The sequence below is a fragment of the Hoeflea sp. TYP-13 genome (genome assembly GCF_040932035.1).
Classification (GTDB): Bacteria; Pseudomonadota; Alphaproteobacteria; order Rhizobiales; family Rhizobiaceae; genus Hoeflea_A.
The window spans coordinates 491,277-508,705 of record NZ_JBFRBB010000002.1; the positions used below are offsets into that span (position 1 = coordinate 491,277).

A 17,429-nucleotide genomic window follows, 5' to 3' on the forward strand; every position below is an offset into this window, starting at 1 on the left:
TGCAGGAAACATGGCCAAGCAAAATAATCACATACGCCGCGCAACTGCGCATGACCTCGAACGGATCATCGACTGTGCACACGCGGCATATGAAATCTATGTCAGCCGCATCGGCCGTGCACCCGCACCGATGATCGCGGACTTCGAGGAGCAAATCCGTCAACACAAGGTCTTTGTGCATTCAGACACTGTGCAGGTCATTCGCGGTTACGTCGTCTTTTACAAATCCGGCAGGTCGGTGCTTCTTGAAAATGTCGCCGTTCACCCGGATCACCACGGTATGGGCTACGGTCGCCAGCTCGTTTCCTTTGTTGAGGAATATGCCCGCAACGAAGGCATGGACACCGTTCGGCTCTACACGAACATTCATATGCACGAAAACCTGTCGCTCTACCCGGCGCTCGGATATCGCGAGACCGGACGCCGCCGCGAAGACGGATTCGAACGGGTCTATTTTGAGAAGGCCGTAGACCGCTAAAAACATGTCCAGCGGTCAGGCTTCGCAGCGGGACATTCGCTGCGACTGCGAAGTGTTCCGGCGTGTTTCTCCAAAGCGGACGTGAGACAAAAGTCGATACTGTGTCAGCGACAATGGCCGCTGTGCGGACAAACCGACATCAGTTTGCTTAGTTTGTTGTTCCGCAAACGACGCGATTAGAGTGGCGCAATGTGCCAATGGCTGACCTTCGGCTCCTGGTTATTTGGCGCTTCGTTCAACCCTTCAAAACTGCAAGAAATTCTTTGGCAGCGGTCCGATCATCGGGGCAGTCGCCGTCTGCGATGCTGTCATAAACTGGATCTAGCAACGCAATGGCCTCATCTGCGCGGCCCTGTTCCTGCCAAAGGCGCGCAAGGTCAATGGCCGCGCGCAATTCCCAGAGTTTGGCACCCTGCTTTCGGGCGACGTCAAGCGCGGAACTGAGGTGACTTTCGGCGGCTACACTGTCGCCATCCGCATTTGCCAAAGCCGCATTCAAACGGTGTAGATCCGCCAACGCGTAAGTCTCACCCGTCTGCTCGATGATGTCGTGAGCCATGCTGGCAAGTTCAGCCGCTTCCTCCTTGAGTCCCATGGCCAAGGCCGACCAGCCGACATTGATGCGAAACTGAGATACGAAGAACGTGCACTTTTCCGCGACTATGGCTGCATCGGCCATTTTGTATCTCTGTACGCTGGTTCTATCACCATCTTGAGCCGCGGTGATCTCGGTGATCACTGATACATAGGCGAGCCAGAGTGTAAGACTATGCTCCTGGGCAATTGGTGCAATTTCGGACAAACAACGCCGGACGCCGGCCTGGTCATCGGCCATCAGATCGAAAATGGACCGCACGACAAACGCATAGCAAACCGTCTGGACATGGCCTGTCGATTTAGCGAGACGCTCGCATTCCTCTGCGTGCTCCAAGGCGCGTTTCGTTTCGCCAAGTACCAACAAGTTGCATGCCTTGAAAATGTGAATTGCGACGCCAATATCCTGCCCAAACCGATGGGCGAGGCCCGCATGCGCGACCGGGTCAAAGTGTGCCAGCGCGGCATCGAGATATCGATCTGCCTCCATGAAATCGCCTATGAACCAGTGCGAAAGGCCGGTAACACGATTGGCGACGACAAGAGACACAGAATCCGGCGACTTGTCCGCCTGCTCAACAAGCGCTCTTGCGATCAGCAAAGCGTCGGCGTGCTGGCCCCTGATTGCAGTGCTGACCCATAGGCCATAAAGGATTGAGTATCGCATCGGGGTTTCGCCAATCCTGTCCGCCAGAGCGAGCGCCTTTTGGAACGCGGCCACGGTTTCATCTGCGCCGTAACCTTTTCGGGCAAGCAACGCCATGCCCAGCGGGACCTGCAAAGACAACGCACGTTCAGTTGACAGGGAGGCATCGTCCTCCAGCTGGGGAGAGATCAACGCTATGGCGCGTCCTAGATGCGAGATGGCTTCGTCATATGCAGGCCGTGCGAGGGCTGCCTTGCTGGCCGCCTCCCACAGGTCGATAGCCCTGTCGGTGAGTCCGGCCACTTCGGCATGTACAGCGAGCACTTCTGGTGCAACGTCTGGGTCATTTTCCAACGCCGCCAAAATCCGGGTGTGGACCGCCCGCCGCCGTTCTTTCAGCAGGCTTTCATAAGCAGCGTCACGGACCAACGCGTGCTTGAAGAGATATGTCGCCTCGGGCGGCAGGCCGCGCCGGTAGATCAGTTCCGCTTCGATCAGACCGTCCAGAGCCGCGGCCAGTTCGGTGTCTGGCAAACGGGAGATTTGAGCCAGCAGGCCGTGGCTGAACTCGCGTCCGATACATGCGGCAGTCTGCGCCACCTCCTTGATAGGCTGAAGCCGATCCAGCCGCGCCATCAGGCTGTCATGCAGCGTGGTGGGGATGGCGATTGTACTCAGCGGGCCGTTCAAAACGAGACGGTTGCCGTCCTCTTTAAGGGCGCCGGATTCAAGGATCGTCTTGGTGAGTTCCTCGACAAACAGTGGCACGCCATCGGTGCGCTGAGCGATAACCTCCATGATCTCATCGGGTAATGCCTTGCCCCCAGCCAGTTTGGAGGTAATGGCCCCGATCATTTCCTTGCCCAACCGGTTCAGCGCAAATCGCGTGACGATGGGGTGCCCGCCAAAGCCGTAGTCAAAGCTGGGACGGGCAGTAGCGAGGATCATGATCTGCTGATCAGTTATCGCATCCAGCGAGATTTCCAACAATTCAAGCGATGTTGGATCAATCCAGTGCAGGTCTTCATAAACCAGCAGTAAAGGCTTTTGTTCAACTTGCTGAACCAACAATCGGGTCAACGCCTGCATCGTTTGTGCGCGTTGCTGTGGGGGCGTCAGGTCAAGCGCGCCATATCTCTCAGTTCCGTCCAGCCCCATCATCGGGGCCACGAGCTTTAGTATGGCGTGATCTTCTCCAAGCAGGTCCTCCAGCTTGTCCAGCCGAGCGTCGGGACCGTCTGAAGGCAGGAACCCGGCGGCAAATGACAGCTGCTGAATGACAGGATAAAATGCACTGTCTGCATGATAGGGCGAACATTGATAGGTCATGCGGATGTGATCATCCTGCGCAATCTCGTCGATCACAGCGCGGGTGATGCGAGACTTGCCGATGCCGGCCTCACCGCTCACAAGGACTATCTGCCCATGACCAGAACGGGCTAGCGCCCAGCGTTCGAGCATCAACTCGATCTCCCGGTCCCGGCCAACGATGGGCGTCAGCGTCCCAGACTGGTGCGCGGCGAACCGACTCTCGACAGATATCTCACCTTTAACGACAAAAGCCTCGACTGACGCAGCGACACCTTTCAGCTCCTGGGCGCCGATGGATATCAAATCAAAGGCGTTACCCAGCAAACGCTGGGTTTCAATTGGTAAAACCAACTGGTTTGGTTCCGCAATTGCCTGCAAGCGCGCGGCCAGGTTGGGGGTCTCGCCCACAACTGCCGCCTCTTGTGTTGCTCCACTGCCTATCAGGTCGCCGACAATGACAACGCCGGTAGCAATGCCAACCCGGGTACCAAGGGGCGTACCGTCAGTTGCCTGTGATGTCCTGACAGTGTCAATGATCGAAAGGCCCGCGCGGACGGCGCGCTCAGCATCATCCTCGTTGGCGCGTGGCCAGCCAAAGTAGCACAGCACACCGTCACCCATGAACTTGGCTACAAATCCTTCAAAACGAGAGACAATCCCAGTTACAGTATCTTGATAATTGGTAATGACAGTGCGCATGTCTTCAGGGTCGGTCTTGCTCGCCATTTCCGTGGATCCCACGAGATCGACGAACATTACCGTCAGATGACGTCGTTCAGCCTCGGAGGACGATGCAGACGGCGTTCCGGCAGATTCCTGTTGCTTGGGTGCAATGTTCTTGGGTGCTGAGGTATGTGTCTTAAAGCCGATGTCAAAGTTCTTGATTGCAGCTTTCACGCGGCGGCGAGGACCAAGGGGCAATCCAAGTTCCTTCAAGTCTTCATCGGTAAGATGCGCTAGATCGGCGAACTCAATTTCGGCTTCCGCAAAAGCAGAAACGTACTTATCCAATCCAAGCTCTGCGAGCCAACGCTCAATATCTGACAATTTGTTCCCTCCGGCCCCGAAGGGAGGCATTGACCAGTGTTGTCCAAAATCTCCCGATGGAACAAACATTAGCTCAAAACGAGGTATGGACAAAACTGATGTGTACTTGAGATCTAATTGTAGCGAGCAATTAGAACGGCTGGCTTGTTGAATGTCGGCTATGGGTCATCTTCGGTAATTGAAGAATCATCTGGCTGCTCAGATTGCGATACCATCCGAGCGGCATGGAAGGGCTCGGAGTCGACCTTTGCTGCGGCATCCATAAGCGGCGGCTTCGGTCTGAAAGCCACATTCAGCCGGCCCGTCCCATTCGCATTCCCGCCGCCACTTTCCGTGCTTCGTACTCCACTGAAGTCGTTCTTCAGGCACCACGGCCAAACCCTAGTCTTTCGAGAAATCCGGAACGATGCGCGGAATGGAGTCGACGGTAAATCCGAAAAACACCGTGGCTGCGTAATAAACGCCAAAGATCGCGGCTGCTACCAGGCTGGTCAGGATCAGTTTCTTGCGCATCTGCAGTTTGAGAGGAGCGCTTTCGGCAGTGCCGAGGGTTACGTCGCTTTCCTCCGCCTGCGTGCGAACGCCGATCGGCAGGATCGCAAACAGCGTGATCCACCAGATAATGAAATAGACCGCAAATGCCGTCAGGAATGTCATTGGCTATTTCCTGTCAGGTGCAACCCGATTTGGTCGCTCATACCTGTTCCAGTTCGACAAGCGTGCCGCAAAAATCCTTCGGATGCAAAAACAGCACCGGCTTGCCGTGCGCCCCGGTCTTCGGCTCGCCATCGCCGAGCACCCGCGCACCGCCGGCCTGCAGCCTGTCACGCGCCGCCAGTATGTCATCCACCTCGTAACAGATGTGGTGCATACCGCCTGCCGGGCTCTTTTCCAGGAATGAGGCGATTGGCGATCCCACGCCCAGCGGCTCAAGCAATTCGACCTTGGTATTGTCGAGTTCAACGAAGACCACGGTCACACCATGCTCCGGCAGCGCCTGCGGCTGCGAAACCCTTGCGCCGAGCATATCGCGGTACTGGGCCGCAGCAGCATCGAGCTCCGGCACTGCAATCGCAACATGGTTCAACTTGCCTATCATTTTCGTTCCATCCTATTTGTGCAGCGTCTCACACGCGGGTCACGAACACCGTCATGACAGGCTTCTTGCCCCATATGTCGCGCGCAGTCGAGCGAACGGCACGGCGCACCGATTCCTGCACGATACCGAGATCCTTGCGGCGCACGCGCGGAATACTCTCCACGGCGCTCACCGCGGCCTCTTCAAGCTGATAGCTCAACAGCTCACCATTGTCGTCGGCTTCGGGAAGACCGTTTGCCTTGACCACCGGATCACGCACCAGCTCGTTTTTGCCGTTAAGCAGCACATTGACGGCAATGTGGCCCACATAGGCCAGTTTGCGCCGCTCGCCAATTCCCATTTCGTCGAAGTCGCCGATCAGGTTGCCGTCCTTGAAGATGCGGCCATGGGGCGCCTCGTCAATGATCTCGGCCGGTCCGGGTGCCAGGCGCAAAACGTCACCATTTCGAACCCGCGGTACGGTCTTAATCCCGCATTGCTCGGCAAAATCCGCATGTCCGCTCAAATGAGCAGCCTCGCCGTGAACCGGTACGAGAATTTCAGGACGGACCCATTCATACATACGCTTGAGTTCATTACGACGCGGGTGCCCGGAAACGTGCACAAGCGCCTCATCGTCGGTGATGATATGAACGCCCTGCTCTATCAAACCATTCTTGATATCAAGGATAGGTTTTTCGTTGCCGGGAATTGTTCGCGACGAAAAAACCACCGTATCGCCAGCGCTTAGAGCGATGTTGCGCATCTCATCACGTGCAAGCTTGGCAAGTGCAGCGCGGTTTTCGCCCTGACTGCCGGTCAGTATGATGACGATCTTGTCACGTTGAATATACCCGAATTCGTCTTCGTCGATGAACGGCGGCAGCCCTTCCATAATGCCGAGATCCGTTGCGACATCGACCACGCGCTTGATGGAGCTTCCAAGCAGCAGAACCTTCCGGCCGGCATCCCTCGCAGCCTCGGCGACGGAACGGATGCGCCCGACATTCGACGAGAATGTCGTGATTGCCACACGCCCCCTCGCCGCGGTGATGATTTTCTCAAGGCTTTTGCTGACTTCCTTTTCCGACGGCGACACGCCATCGCGCAGGGCATTGGTTGAATCGCAGATCAGCGCCAGAACGCCGTCATCGCCGGCTTTGCGGAACCGGCTCTCATCAGTGAGCGGCTCAAGCGTCGGCGCTTCGTCGATTTTCCAGTCACCGGTGTGCACCACACGTCCGGCCGGCGAGTTTATGATCAGCGAGACCGGCTCGGGGATGGAGTGATTGACCGGCACCGCCTCGATAGCGAACGGGCCGACTTCGAAAGTCTCGCCAGCCTTGAAAATGGTGACAGGCACTTCCTCAGCCGTGCGCTCGTAGGCACGTTTGGCCTCCATCATGCCGGCGGTGAAAGGCGTCACATAGACCGGCACTGCCAGATACGGCCATAGATCCGCCAGGGCACCGTAGTGGTCTTCATGCGCATGCGTGATGATGATTGCCCTGAGATTGATCTTCTCGTCTTCGATATAGCGAATTTCGGGAAGAACCAGATCAACGCCCGGCAGTTCCGGTCCCGGAAATGTTACGCCGCAATCCACCATGATCCACTCGCGATGGCCTGCGGGACCATAACCATACAGCGCGAGGTTCATGCCAATTTCGCCAACACCGCCCAGGGGCAGGAATACCAGTTCGTCGGTTTTTGCCATTATTTGTAAAGCCGTTTTTTCGGGACGCTTGCCCGGAACTCAGGGCTGCCCGAAGAACACATCGCCGGCGGCAATGGTTCGGACAGTTTTGTCTTCGTCGACAACGACAAGGCAACCGGACTGATCGATATCCTTGAACGTTCCCGAAATCGTCTGGTCGGGCAATTTCACGGTGATCGCCTTGCCCAGGCCTTCCGCATTGTCCAGCCAGGTCTGCCGGATCGCGGAAATTCCGCGCCCCTCATCCCAGCGTTCCAAGGCGTCCGCCATCGTCTGGCAAAGCCGGGCGAACAGCTCCTCGGCCGAAACCGACGAACCTTTCGCATGCAGCGTCGTTGCCGGATACATGACCTCGTCTGGAGCGTGCGTCACATTGACCCCGCACCCGATGACAACTGCCGAACGCCCGTCTGGCAGGTTCTCGCTTTCAAGCAGTATGCCTGACACCTTTGCGCCGCCGATCAGTACATCATTCGGCCACTTGATTGTTGGCCGCTCAGCGCCCTGCGGCATGACACGGGCAATTGCACCATGCACGGCAACGGCAACGGCAAGCGGCAGACTGGCCAGGGCGGCCGGCGCCGCCGGATCGATCAACAGCAGGGACGCATACAGATTTCCAGGCTCGGAAATCCAGCTTCGCCCGCGCCGGGCGCGCCCCTTCATCTGGCGATTGGCTGTAATCCAGAGGTTTCCGGCGTCACCCTCACGCGCACGATCCAGGCATTCAAGGTTCGTTGAATCAACGTCACCAAGTGCGATGTGCCTGAAATCCGCAAATGGGCTGCTCACCTATTTACCCCGCTACAAAAAGCGTCTTCGCTGCAATGCCCGCAGCCTGACCGATGGGTCCGCCAATCAGCACATAGCCCAAAACAAAGAGGCCCGAAACGCCCATCACCAGGCGAAGTTCGCCGGAAACAGGCACGAAACCCGCACTCGCCTCATCAAACCACATGATCTTGACGATCCGGATATAATAGTAGGCTCCGACGACAGAAGCCAGAACGCCGATGACGGCAAGGGCATAAAGGCCCGATTCGATAGCCGCAACGAATACGAAATACTTGGCAAAGAACCCTGCAAGGGGCGGTATTCCGGCTAGCGAGAACATGAAAATCGTCAGGATCGTCGCCATGAGCGGGTTGGTCGATGCAAGACCCGACAGATCATCGATCTGCTCGACATTGCCTTCTTCCTTGCGGCGCATGGCGAGAATACAGGCAAAGGTGCCAAGTGTGGTCACCATATAGATCAGCATGTATATGGCAACACCGCGAACACCCACTTGCGAGCCCGCGGCAAGCCCTACCAGCGCATAGCCCATGTGACCGATGGACGAATAGGCCATCAGCCGTTTGATGTTGCGCTGGCCGATGGCTGAAAACGCGCCAAGAACCATTGACGCAATCGCGACAAAGACGATGATTTGCTGCCAGTCCGGAGCAACCGGCTCAAATGCCTCGATTACGATGCGCACCAGCATTGCCATGGCCGCGATCTTCGGAGCAGCAGCAAAAAAAGCGGTAACCGGTGTCGGCGCGCCTTCATAGACATCAGGGGTCCACATGTGGAACGGAACGGCGGAGATCTTGAACGCAATACCGGCGAGCAGGAACACAAGGCCGAATATGACGCCGAGCGAGCGGTCGCCACTGGCAAGCGTGTCGGCAATTTCCGCAAATCCGATATGGCCCGTAAAGCCGTAAATAAGCGACGCGCCGTATAGCAGCATGCCGGAGGAAAGCGCGCCGAGAACGAAATATTTCAGGCCTGCCTCGGTTGAGCGTGTGCTGTCGCGATTGATTGCTGCAACGACATAGAGCGACAAGGACTGCAGCTCGATACCGAGATAAAGCGCAATCAGGTCATTGGCCGAAATCATCAGCATCATGCCGAGCGTTGCCAGCACGATAAGCACCGGGAACTCGAAACGGTCGATTTGCTCTTCCTGGGCGTGGCCGACGGCCATGACCATCGCGGTTATCGAGCCGATCAATGTCAGGACCTTCATGAAGCGTGCAAAGGAATCCTGCAGGAACGAACCGCCATAGGCGAGCCCCTCTCCCGAAACCAGAACCAGCCAGAGCCCTGAAATGATCAGCAGCGCAACCGCAAGGCCGGTCACCAACGAGGATGACTTGCTGCCGGAAAACACACCGATCATCAGCAGCACCATGGAGCCGACGGCCAGAATGACCTCCGGCATGGAGAGCTGCAGGCTTGATACGAGGAGTTCAACTGTCATGTCGTGACAATCCTTCGTCAGTTCGCAGACGCCAGCCCGCTGGCGGCTTCGAGTGCGGCATTATAATTGATGATCAGCGCATCGACGGTGGCGGTTGTCACGTCGAATACCGGCAGCGGATAAACGCCGAAGAAGATGATCAGCGCGACCAGCGGGTAAAGGATGATCTTTTCGCGCCGTGACAGGTCGAGCAGCGATTTGAGGCTCTCCTTTTCAAGCGCACCGAATATGACCCGCCGATAGAGCCATAACATATAGGCGGCCGACAGGATGACACCGAGCGTCGCCAGGATTGCAATCCAGCTGTTGACCTGGAAAACCCCGATTAGAACGAGGAATTCGCCAACGAACCCTGAAGTGCCCGGCAGCCCGATATTTGCCATGGAAAAGACCATGAATGCGGCGGCGTATTTCGGCATGTTGTTGACCAGCCCGCCATAGGCCGCAATCTCGCGGGTGTGCACCCGGTCGTAGATGACGCCGACGCACAGGAACAATGCGGCTGACACCAACCCGTGCGACAGCATCTGGAAGATAGCGCCCTGAACACCCTGCGCATTGGCCGAGAAGATACCCATCTTCACGTAGCCCATATGGGCAACCGACGAATAGGCGATCAGCTTCTTCACGTCATCCTGCATCAGCGCGACGAGAGAAGCCCAGATGACGGCAACGACCGAGAGTGTAAAAATCAACGGCGCGAGATCAACCGACGCGATCGGGAACATCGGCAGTGAAAAGCGGATAAATCCGTAACCGCCGAGCTTCAGGAGAATACCCGCCAGCACCACTGACCCCGCCGTCGGCGCTTCAACGTGCGCGTCCGGCAGCCAGGTATGGACCGGCCAGAGCGGCAGCTTGACCGCGAACGATGCGAAGAAGGCGAGCCACAGCCATATTTGCATGTGTTCCGGGAAATGGTGCTCGGTAAGCATGAACGGAATGGAGGTAGTGCCTGCATTCCAGTACATCGCCATGATGGCCAGCAGCATCAGCACCGAACCAACCAGAGTGTACAGAAAGAATTTGAAGGCCGCATAGATACGGTTCTTTCCGCCCCATACGCCGATGATGAGATACATCGGAATAAGCCCGCCTTCGAAGAAGACATAGAAGAGCACGATATCCAGGGCACAGAAGGCGCCGATGACCAGCGTTTCCAGGATCAGGAAGGCGATCATGTAATCCTTGACCCGGTGCTGGACGGATTCCCAGCTTGCCAGGATACAGATCGGCATGAGGAAGGCCGTCAGCACGACAAACAGCACCGATATGCCGTCGACGCCCATGTGATAGGCAATCCCCTCGCCCAGCCACTGTGCCTTTTCGACGAACTGGAAGCCGGACTCGGCATCATCGAACTCAGCCCAGATATAGAGCGAGAACAGGAAATTGAACGAAGTTACGATCAATGACACGTTTCGGATGTTGCGCCGGCCCGTCTCGCTGTCATCGCGGATAAGCAATATCAGCAACACGCCGACAAGCGGCACAAAGGTGACCGTAGAAAGGATCGGCCAGTCGGTCATTACACGGCACTCCCGAGCATCATCCAGGTGACAAGTGCAGCAACACCAATCAACATCGCAAAGGCATAGTGATAAAGATATCCGGTCTGGAGACGGACCATCCGGTTGGTAATCTGATGAACGCGAGCGGCGATACCGTCAGGTCCAAAACCGTCGATAAGCCAACCGTCACCGCGCTTCCAGAGGAAGTGTCCGAGCCACTTGGAGAAGCGGACGAATATCAGGTCGTAGAGCTCGTCGAAATACCATTTGTTCAAAAGGAATTGGTAGAGGCCATGGTGCTGGGCAGCCAGCCTCTTCGGAATTTCAGGCGAGCGGATATAAAAGAGCCAGGCAAAGGCAAATCCGACAACCATGGCAATGAACGGGCTCAGCTTCACCCAGGTTGGCACATGGTGAAACTCTTCCAGGATCTGGTTACTCGGAAGCGTAAACAGTGCGCCCTTCCAGAATTCTTCGTAGTGGTGACCAAAGAAATCACCGACAAACAGCATGCCGGCCAAAAGCGCGCCTGCAGCCAATATGAACAGCGGGGCCAGCATGACCATCGGCGATTCATGCACGTGATGCATGACATCCGATGAAGCCCGCGGCTTGCCGTGGAAGGTCATGAAGATCAGCCGCCACGAATAGAAGCTTGTAAACGTCGCCGCGATGACCAGCAGGGCAAAGGCAAATCCGGCTGCAGCATTGTGCCCCACAAATGCGGATTCAATGATCGCATCCTTGGAAATAAAGCCGGCCGTGCCGATTCCGGTGAACGGAATGCCAAAGCCGGTCAGCGCCAGCGTTCCAATGATCATCAGCCAGTAGGTTGTCGGGATGTGCTTGCGCAGCCCCCCCATGCGGCGCATATCCTGCTCGTCTGAAACGGCGTGGATGACCGATCCGGCACCAAGGAACAAGAGCGCCTTGAAAAAGGCGTGGGTGAACAGATGGAATATGCCGGCGCCGTAGGCGCCAACGCCGAGCGCGACAAACATATATCCGAGCTGCGAACAGGTGGAGTAGGCGATCACCCGCTTGATGTCGTTCTGAACCAGGCCAACGGTTGCGGCAAAGAACGCCGTCACCGCACCGATGAGCGTTACGAATGTCAGCGCATCGGTCGACAATTCGAAAATCGGCGACATGCGTGCAACGAGAAACACGCCGGCGGTCACCATGGTTGCCGCATGGATCAATGCCGAAACCGGCGTCGGGCCTTCCATGGCGTCAGGCAGCCAGGTGTGCAGCAGGAACTGGGCTGACTTGCCCATCGCCCCCATGAACAAAAGCAGGCACACCGTGGTCAGCGCATCGGCGCGGTTCATCTCTATGCCCATGAACTCAAACAGAGCATCGGCATTGCGCGCTTCCGCAGTCGGCATGAAATCGGCAGTGCCGGCAAAGATCACGTCCATGGAAACGGAGCCGAAGAGAACGAAAAGACCGAAGATACCCAGAGAGAAACCGAAGTCGCCGACGCGGTTGACGACGAATGCCTTGATGGCCGCCGCATTGGCGGACGGTTTTTTGAACCAGAAACCGATCAGCAGGTAAGAAGCAAGGCCAACGCCCTCCCAGCCAAAGAACATCTGCACCAGATTGTCCGAGGTCACCAGCATCAGCATGGCGAAGGTGAACAGCGAGAGGTACGAAAAGAAGCGCGGCCGGTGCGGATCGTGGTGCATATATCCGATGGAGTAGATATGCACCAGGCTGGAGACCGTATTGACGACGACCAGCATGACGGCCGTCAGCGGGTCTATGCGGAAGGCCCATTCAACCGACAGCCTGCCCGCTTCGATCCAGGGCATAACTGGTATCTGAATGAGTTCACCATGACCGAGCGCGACCTGGAAGAACGAAATCCAGGACAGGAAAGCCGCAATCACCATAAGGCCGCAGGTGATGTATTCGGACGCCTTCGAACCGATGGAACGGCCGAACAGTCCGGCAATTATGGCCCCCAGGAGCGGGAAGAAAACAATTGCGTGATACATGGTCCGGTCAGCCCTTCATCATGTTGACGTCTTCAACCGCGATGGAGCCGCGGTTGCGGTAAAAGACGACGAGGATCGCAAGTCCGATGGCCGCCTCGGCCGCCGCAACCGTCAGAACGAACAGCGCGAACACCTGCCCGACCAGATCGCCGAGGTGCTCGGAAAACGCCACGAAGTTCAGATTGACGGCAAGCAGGATCAACTCCACCGACATCAGGATGACAATCACGTTCTTGCGGTTCAGAAAAATGCCGAACACGCCAAGCGTGAACAAAATGGCGCCGACCGTCAAATAGTGGGAAAGTCCGATTTCCATGCCTTTTTCCTACCCCCGCCTATATGCCCTGCCCGGGCTTGACCTTGACGACTTCAACAGCCGTCTCAGGTGTGCGGGCAACCTGTTTGTTGACATCCTGGCGCTTGACGTTTTCCTTGTGCCGCAAGGTCAGAACGATCGCGCCGATCATGGCGACCAGCAGGATCATGCCGGCAGCCTGGAAGAAGTGAACGTAGTCCGTGTAGAGAATGTCGCCGAGAGCCTGAATATTCGGAACCTGATTGAGATCCGGTATGGGCTGGGTCGCGTTGGCGACGGGCTCAACGGTAAATGCGTTTCCGGCAAGAACCAGAATGAGTTCCGCCGCCAGGATGAGACCTATCAATGCTCCGACCGGAGCATATTCCATGACGCCCGACCGCAGCTCCGTAAAGTCGATATCAAGCATCATGACAACGAACAGGAACAGAACGGCAACCGCCCCGACATAAACCACCACCAGGATCAGCGCCAGAAACTCGGCACCGGTCAGAAGGAACAGCGCGGCCGCGTTGAAAAACGTCAGGATCAGGTACAACACCGAATGCACAGGGTTGCGCGCCGATATCACCATGAACGCTGCAGCAACGGCTATCGCCGAGAACAGATAGAAAAACAGAGCCTGGAGACCCATGATCTGTGCCTTTTTGTCTTTCCCCCGAAACCCGCGCAGAATGCACGGATCTTCGAAAATGAGCCGCCGGCAAGGACCGGCGCGAGATTTCAAGTTTCAGTCCCGCCGTTGCCGGAAGGGCTGATCGAATTTCAGATCACCACCTCTCGTGACCTGATACGGACGACCATCAGGCCATCCACGCCAGACATCACCGGTACGGTGCGTCCATTGACATGTTGCGGGCTATTTCCCGCTCCCACCGGTCTCCGTTGTCGAGCAGTTTGTCCTTGTCGTAGTACAGCTCTTCACGGGTTTCGGCGGCAAATTCAAAGTTCGGCCCCTCGACAATCGCATCGACGGGACAAGCTTCCTGGCAGAAGCCGCAATAGATGCATTTGACCATGTCTATGTCGTAGCGCACGGTCCGGCGTGTCCCGTCATTGCGGCGCGGACCGGCCTCGATAGTGATGGCCTGTGCCGGGCAGATCGCTTCGCACAGCTTGCAGGCAATGCAGCGCTCTTCGCCATTGGGGTAGCGGCGCAGCGCATGCTCACCACGAAAGCGCGGGCTGACAGGTCCCTTTTCGTACGGATAGTTGACCGTGGATTTGGGCGCGAAGAAATAGCGCATCGATAGGATAAACGCCTCGACGAACTCCTTCAGGAAAACCGACTTGGCCGCTTGTGCAAGTGACATGTTCTTCTATCTCCCGCTTTAGGCGGACCAGCCGGTCAGTTTGAGGACAAAAGCGACGATGACGACCATCGCCAATGAGATGGGCAGGAACACCTTCCAGCCAAGACGCATGAGTTGGTCGTAGCGATAACGCGGCACGAATGCCTTCACCATGGAGAACATGAAAAAGACGAAACACGCTTTCAGCACGAACCAGATGATGCCCGGCACCCAGTTGAGGAACCACACATCCACAGGCGGCAGCCAGCCGCCGAGGAAGAGGATCGTCGTCAGCGCACACATCAGACAGATGGCGGCGTATTCGCCGAGCATGAACATCATATACGGCGTAGAGCCGTACTCGACCATAAAACCTGCAACGAGTTCGGATTCGGCTTCGGGCAAATCAAATGGCGGCCGGTTCGTCTCGGCAAGCGCCGAGATAAAAAAGACTATGAACATCGGGAACAATGCAAGCCAGTGCCAGTCGAGGAAGCTGTTTGGCAGCCCAAGCTTGGTGCCGAGTCCCACCTGCTGTGAAAGCACGATATCGGTAAGATTCAGAGATCCGACGCACAACAGGACCGTAATGATGACGAAACCGATAGAAACTTCGTAGGAGACCATCTGTGCAGCCGAGCGAAGCGCGCCGAGGAACGGATATTTGGAGTTGGACGCCCAACCGCCCATGATCACGCCATAGACCTCGAGTGACGAAATCGCAAAGACATAAAGAATGCCGACATTGATCGACGCGACCGACCAGCCCTCGGCAACCGGGATCACCGCCCAGGCGGCAAGCGCCAGCGTCACAGACACCAGCGGCGCCAGCAGGAACACACCCTTGTTGGCGCCCGCCGGAATGACCGGCTCCTTGAAGACGAACTTCAAAAGGTCCGCAAAAGACTGAAAAAGTCCCCACGGCCCGACCACATTCGGTCCGCGCCGCATCTGGACAGCCGCCCAGATCTTGCGGTCGGCATAAAGGATGTAGGCTATGAAAATCAGCAGCGCGACCAGCAGCAACAGCGACTGTGCGATCATGATCACGGCCGGCCAAACATAGGTTGTGACAAAGGCGTCCAATGTCATTTTGTCTTTATCCTCACTCGGCTGCGATCTTGCCCGCGTCACGCGCGAGCGACGAGCACTCGGCCATGACCGCCGAGGCACGGGCGATGGGGTTGGTCAGGTAGAAATCGGATACCGTCGATTCGAAGCCCGCCGCGCTTGGCTCTCCACCAAGGGCAGCGACCTTTTCGATGGCGGATGCATCGGCTGGCGTTATTTCATCGGTTTCCGCAAAGTGCGGGTGGACTTCATAAAGTGCCGTGCGCAGCTGCAGCAGCGAATCGAAAGGCAGTTTGTGGCCCAGGACATCCGACAACGCCCGGAGGATCGCCCAGTCTTCTTTTGCTTCGCCCGGCGCAAATGCGGCACGCATGCCGAGCTGTACGCGGCCTTCCGTGTTTACGTAGGTGCCGGATTTTTCCGTGTAGGTGGCAGCCGGCAGGATAACGTCGGCATGGTGGGCGCCCACGTCGCCATGGCTGCCGATATAGACAGTAAAGCCGCTGGTGCGCTCTGGCATGTTGAGCTCGTCTGCTCCAAGCAGAAACAGAACGTCCGCATCGTTCAGCATGGCCGCGGCGTTCTTGCCGCCCTCACCCGGGACAAATCCAAGGTCCAGCCCACCAACACGGCTTGCCGCCGTATGAAGAACCGCAAAACCGTTCCACTCACCGGTCACCGCCTTGACATCGACTGCAAGTTTTGCGGCCTGCGCAAGAACTGCAGCACCGTCGGCACGCGCAAGCGCGCCCTGTCCGATCAGGATGATCGGCCTTTTTGCACGCTTGAGTTTGGCGGCAAACTTGTTTTTGCCGCTGACAACATCAGATAACGTCTCGGGGCCGGCGCCCAGATATTCGTACTTGTAGCGCAAGTCGGCGTTTTCGCCGATGACCCCGATCGGGAAGTCTTCCATGCGCCAGCGTTTGCGAATGCGTGCGTTCAGCACCGAAGCCTCGAAACGCGGATTGGCGCCGATAATCAGCAGCGCGTCTGCGTCCTCGATACCATCGATCGTCGGATTGAACAGATAACTTGCCCGTCCGAGCGATGGATCAAGCGCGGTTCCATCCTGACGGCAGTCGACATTTTGCGATCCGAGCGAAGCCATGAGTTGCTTGAGCGCAAACATTTCTTCGACCGTTGCCATATCGCCGGCAATCGCACCGATGCGTTCGCCCGACGTGCCGTCGATGGCCTTTTTGATGGCTGCAAACGCTTCCTGCCAGCTGGCGGACTGCAACTTGCCGTCGCGCTTGACGAACGGCCGGTCGAGACGCTGGGTCTTGAGGCCGTCCCAGACAAAGCGGGTCTTGTCGGAAATCCACTCCTCGTTGATCGCCTCATTGATACGCGGCATGATGCGCATGACTTCACGGCCGCGCGTGTCAACGCGGATCGCCGACCCGCAGGCATCCATCACATCGATGGTTTCTGTCTTGTTCAACTCCCACGGCCTTGCCTGGAAGGCATAGGGTTTGGATGTCAGTGCGCCGACCGGACACAGATCAATGACATTGCCCTGCAGTTCGGATGTCATCGCCTGCTCGAGATAGGTGGTGATTTCGGCGTCCTCGCCACGGCCGATCAGCCCCAGCTCGGAAATCCCGGCAACTTCAGTCGTAAACCGGACGCAACGCGTGCAGTGGATGCAGCGGGTCATGATGGTCTTGACCAGCGGTCCGATATATTTGTCTTCGACAGCGCGCTTGTTTTCCTGATAGCGCGAGGAATCGACGCCAAATGCCATCGCCTGATCCTGCAGGTCGCACTCGCCGCCCTGGTCGCAGATCGGGCAATCGAGCGGATGGTTGATCAGCAGGAATTCCATGACCCCTTCGCGGGCCTTCTTGACCATCGGCGTGTTGGTAAAAACCTCAGGCGGCTCGCCTTCAGGACCGGGACGAAGATCGCGAACGCCCATGGCACACGAAGCCGCCGGCTTCGGGGGACCGCCCTTGACCTCAACCAGGCACATACGGCAGTTGCCGGCGATCGAGAGCCGCTCGTGAAAACAGAAACGTGGAACCTGTGCGCCGGCTTCCTCACACGCCTGAAGCAGCGTGTAGTGATCGGGCACTTCAATCTCGTTTCCGTCAACCTTGATCTTTGCCATT

At 57.2% G+C, this 17,429-nt stretch carries 14 protein-coding genes; 1 reads left to right on the top strand and 13 read right to left on the bottom strand.

All coding sequences use genetic code 11. The annotated features are described in order from the left end of the window. Positions 1 to 10 precede the first annotated feature (10 nt). On the top strand, positions 11 to 478 hold the full coding sequence (locus ABVT35_RS12665) for a GNAT family N-acetyltransferase (protein WP_368466908.1): 468 nt from the start codon (positions 11 to 13) through the stop codon (positions 476 to 478). Between the two features lie 235 nt (positions 479 to 713). Here the strand turns inward: ABVT35_RS12665 and ABVT35_RS12670 are convergent, their stop codons facing one another. The 13 genes from ABVT35_RS12670 to nuoG form a co-directional block, all read right to left on the bottom strand. Continuing rightward, positions 714 to 4,076 (bottom strand): adenylate/guanylate cyclase domain-containing protein, encoded by a 3,363-nt coding sequence (locus tag ABVT35_RS12670; protein WP_368466909.1) that lies wholly within the window; start codon positions 4,074 to 4,076, stop codon positions 714 to 716. Between the two features lie 381 nt (positions 4,077 to 4,457). Then, positions 4,458 to 4,733, bottom strand: coding sequence for a DUF1467 family protein (locus ABVT35_RS12675; RefSeq protein ID WP_368466910.1), 276 nt, complete (start codon positions 4,731 to 4,733; stop codon positions 4,458 to 4,460). Positions 4,734 to 4,770: 37 nt separating this feature from the next. Next, the gene (mce, locus tag ABVT35_RS12680; protein ID WP_368466911.1) at positions 4,771 to 5,175 is read right to left on the bottom strand and encodes a methylmalonyl-CoA epimerase; all 405 of its coding nucleotides are present in this window, start codon (positions 5,173 to 5,175) and stop codon (positions 4,771 to 4,773) included. A gap of 28 nt (positions 5,176 to 5,203) precedes the next feature. Continuing rightward, positions 5,204 to 6,871, bottom strand: a complete 1,668-nt coding sequence (locus ABVT35_RS12685) for a ribonuclease J (protein WP_368466912.1) — start codon at positions 6,869 to 6,871, stop codon at positions 5,204 to 5,206. Between the two features lie 39 nt (positions 6,872 to 6,910). Next, positions 6,911 to 7,663 carry a biotin--[acetyl-CoA-carboxylase] ligase gene (locus tag ABVT35_RS12690; RefSeq protein WP_368466914.1) on the bottom strand — a complete coding sequence of 251 codons (753 nt, stop codon included), beginning with the start codon at positions 7,661 to 7,663 and terminating at the stop codon, positions 6,911 to 6,913. 4 nt (positions 7,664 to 7,667) lie between these two features. After that, complete coding sequence (gene nuoN / locus ABVT35_RS12695) at positions 7,668 to 9,119, bottom strand: NADH-quinone oxidoreductase subunit NuoN (protein ID WP_368466915.1); 1,452 nt, start codon at positions 9,117 to 9,119, stop codon at positions 7,668 to 7,670. A 17-nt stretch (positions 9,120 to 9,136) separates the two neighbouring features. Then, entirely contained in the window at positions 9,137 to 10,648 is a 1,512-nt protein-coding gene (locus ABVT35_RS12700; RefSeq protein ID WP_368466916.1) for an NADH-quinone oxidoreductase subunit M, read from the bottom strand. Continuing rightward, positions 10,648 to 12,633: an NADH-quinone oxidoreductase subunit L gene (nuoL, locus tag ABVT35_RS12705; RefSeq protein WP_368466918.1), complete on the bottom strand. Its 1,986-nt coding sequence runs from the start codon at positions 12,631 to 12,633 to the stop codon at positions 10,648 to 10,650. Before nuoL ends, ABVT35_RS12700 begins: the two co-directional genes overlap by 1 nt. A gap of 7 nt (positions 12,634 to 12,640) precedes the next feature. Beyond that, positions 12,641 to 12,949, bottom strand: a complete 309-nt coding sequence (gene nuoK / locus ABVT35_RS12710; protein ID WP_368466919.1) for an NADH-quinone oxidoreductase subunit NuoK — start codon at positions 12,947 to 12,949, stop codon at positions 12,641 to 12,643. 19 nt (positions 12,950 to 12,968) lie between these two features. Then, complete coding sequence (locus ABVT35_RS12715; protein ID WP_368466921.1) at positions 12,969 to 13,583, bottom strand: NADH-quinone oxidoreductase subunit J; 615 nt, start codon at positions 13,581 to 13,583, stop codon at positions 12,969 to 12,971. A 190-nt stretch (positions 13,584 to 13,773) separates the two neighbouring features. Continuing rightward, positions 13,774 to 14,262, bottom strand: a complete 489-nt coding sequence (gene nuoI, locus ABVT35_RS12720; RefSeq protein WP_368466922.1) for an NADH-quinone oxidoreductase subunit NuoI — start codon at positions 14,260 to 14,262, stop codon at positions 13,774 to 13,776. Positions 14,263 to 14,280: 18 nt separating this feature from the next. Continuing rightward, the gene (nuoH, locus tag ABVT35_RS12725) at positions 14,281 to 15,327 is read right to left on the bottom strand and encodes an NADH-quinone oxidoreductase subunit NuoH (RefSeq protein ID WP_368467859.1); all 1,047 of its coding nucleotides are present in this window, start codon (positions 15,325 to 15,327) and stop codon (positions 14,281 to 14,283) included. A gap of 19 nt (positions 15,328 to 15,346) precedes the next feature. Beyond that, a complete protein-coding gene (gene nuoG, locus ABVT35_RS12730; RefSeq protein ID WP_368466923.1) occupies positions 15,347 to 17,428 on the bottom strand; it encodes an NADH-quinone oxidoreductase subunit NuoG in 2,082 nt (693 codons plus the stop codon). Position 17,429 lies beyond the last annotated feature (1 nt).

What these genes read in the sequence shown, in the direction of transcription:
- ABVT35_RS12715 (WP_368466921.1), bottom strand. Translation starts at nt 13,583, where the DNA reads ATGGGTCTCCAGGCTCTGTTTTTCTATCTGTTCTCGGCGATAGCCGTT.
- nuoG (WP_368466923.1), bottom strand. Translation starts at nt 17,428, where the DNA reads ATGGCAAAGATCAAGGTTGACGGAAACGAGATTGAAGTGCCCGATCAC.
- nuoL (WP_368466918.1), bottom strand. Translation starts at nt 12,633, where the DNA reads ATGTATCACGCAATTGTTTTCTTCCCGCTCCTGGGGGCCATAATTGCC.
- nuoI (WP_368466922.1), bottom strand. Translation starts at nt 14,262, where the DNA reads ATGTCACTTGCACAAGCGGCCAAGTCGGTTTTCCTGAAGGAGTTCGTC.
- ABVT35_RS12665 (WP_368466908.1), top strand. Translation starts at nt 11, where the DNA reads ATGGCCAAGCAAAATAATCACATACGCCGCGCAACTGCGCATGACCTC.
- mce (WP_368466911.1), bottom strand. Translation starts at nt 5,175, where the DNA reads ATGATAGGCAAGTTGAACCATGTTGCGATTGCAGTGCCGGAGCTCGAT.
- nuoN (WP_368466915.1), bottom strand. Translation starts at nt 9,119, where the DNA reads ATGACAGTTGAACTCCTCGTATCAAGCCTGCAGCTCTCCATGCCGGAG.
- ABVT35_RS12685 (WP_368466912.1), bottom strand. Translation starts at nt 6,871, where the DNA reads ATGGCAAAAACCGACGAACTGGTATTCCTGCCCCTGGGCGGTGTTGGC.
- ABVT35_RS12700 (WP_368466916.1), bottom strand. Translation starts at nt 10,648, where the DNA reads ATGACCGACTGGCCGATCCTTTCTACGGTCACCTTTGTGCCGCTTGTC.
- nuoK (WP_368466919.1), bottom strand. Translation starts at nt 12,949, where the DNA reads ATGGAAATCGGACTTTCCCACTATTTGACGGTCGGCGCCATTTTGTTC.
- ABVT35_RS12675 (WP_368466910.1), bottom strand. Translation starts at nt 4,733, where the DNA reads ATGACATTCCTGACGGCATTTGCGGTCTATTTCATTATCTGGTGGATC.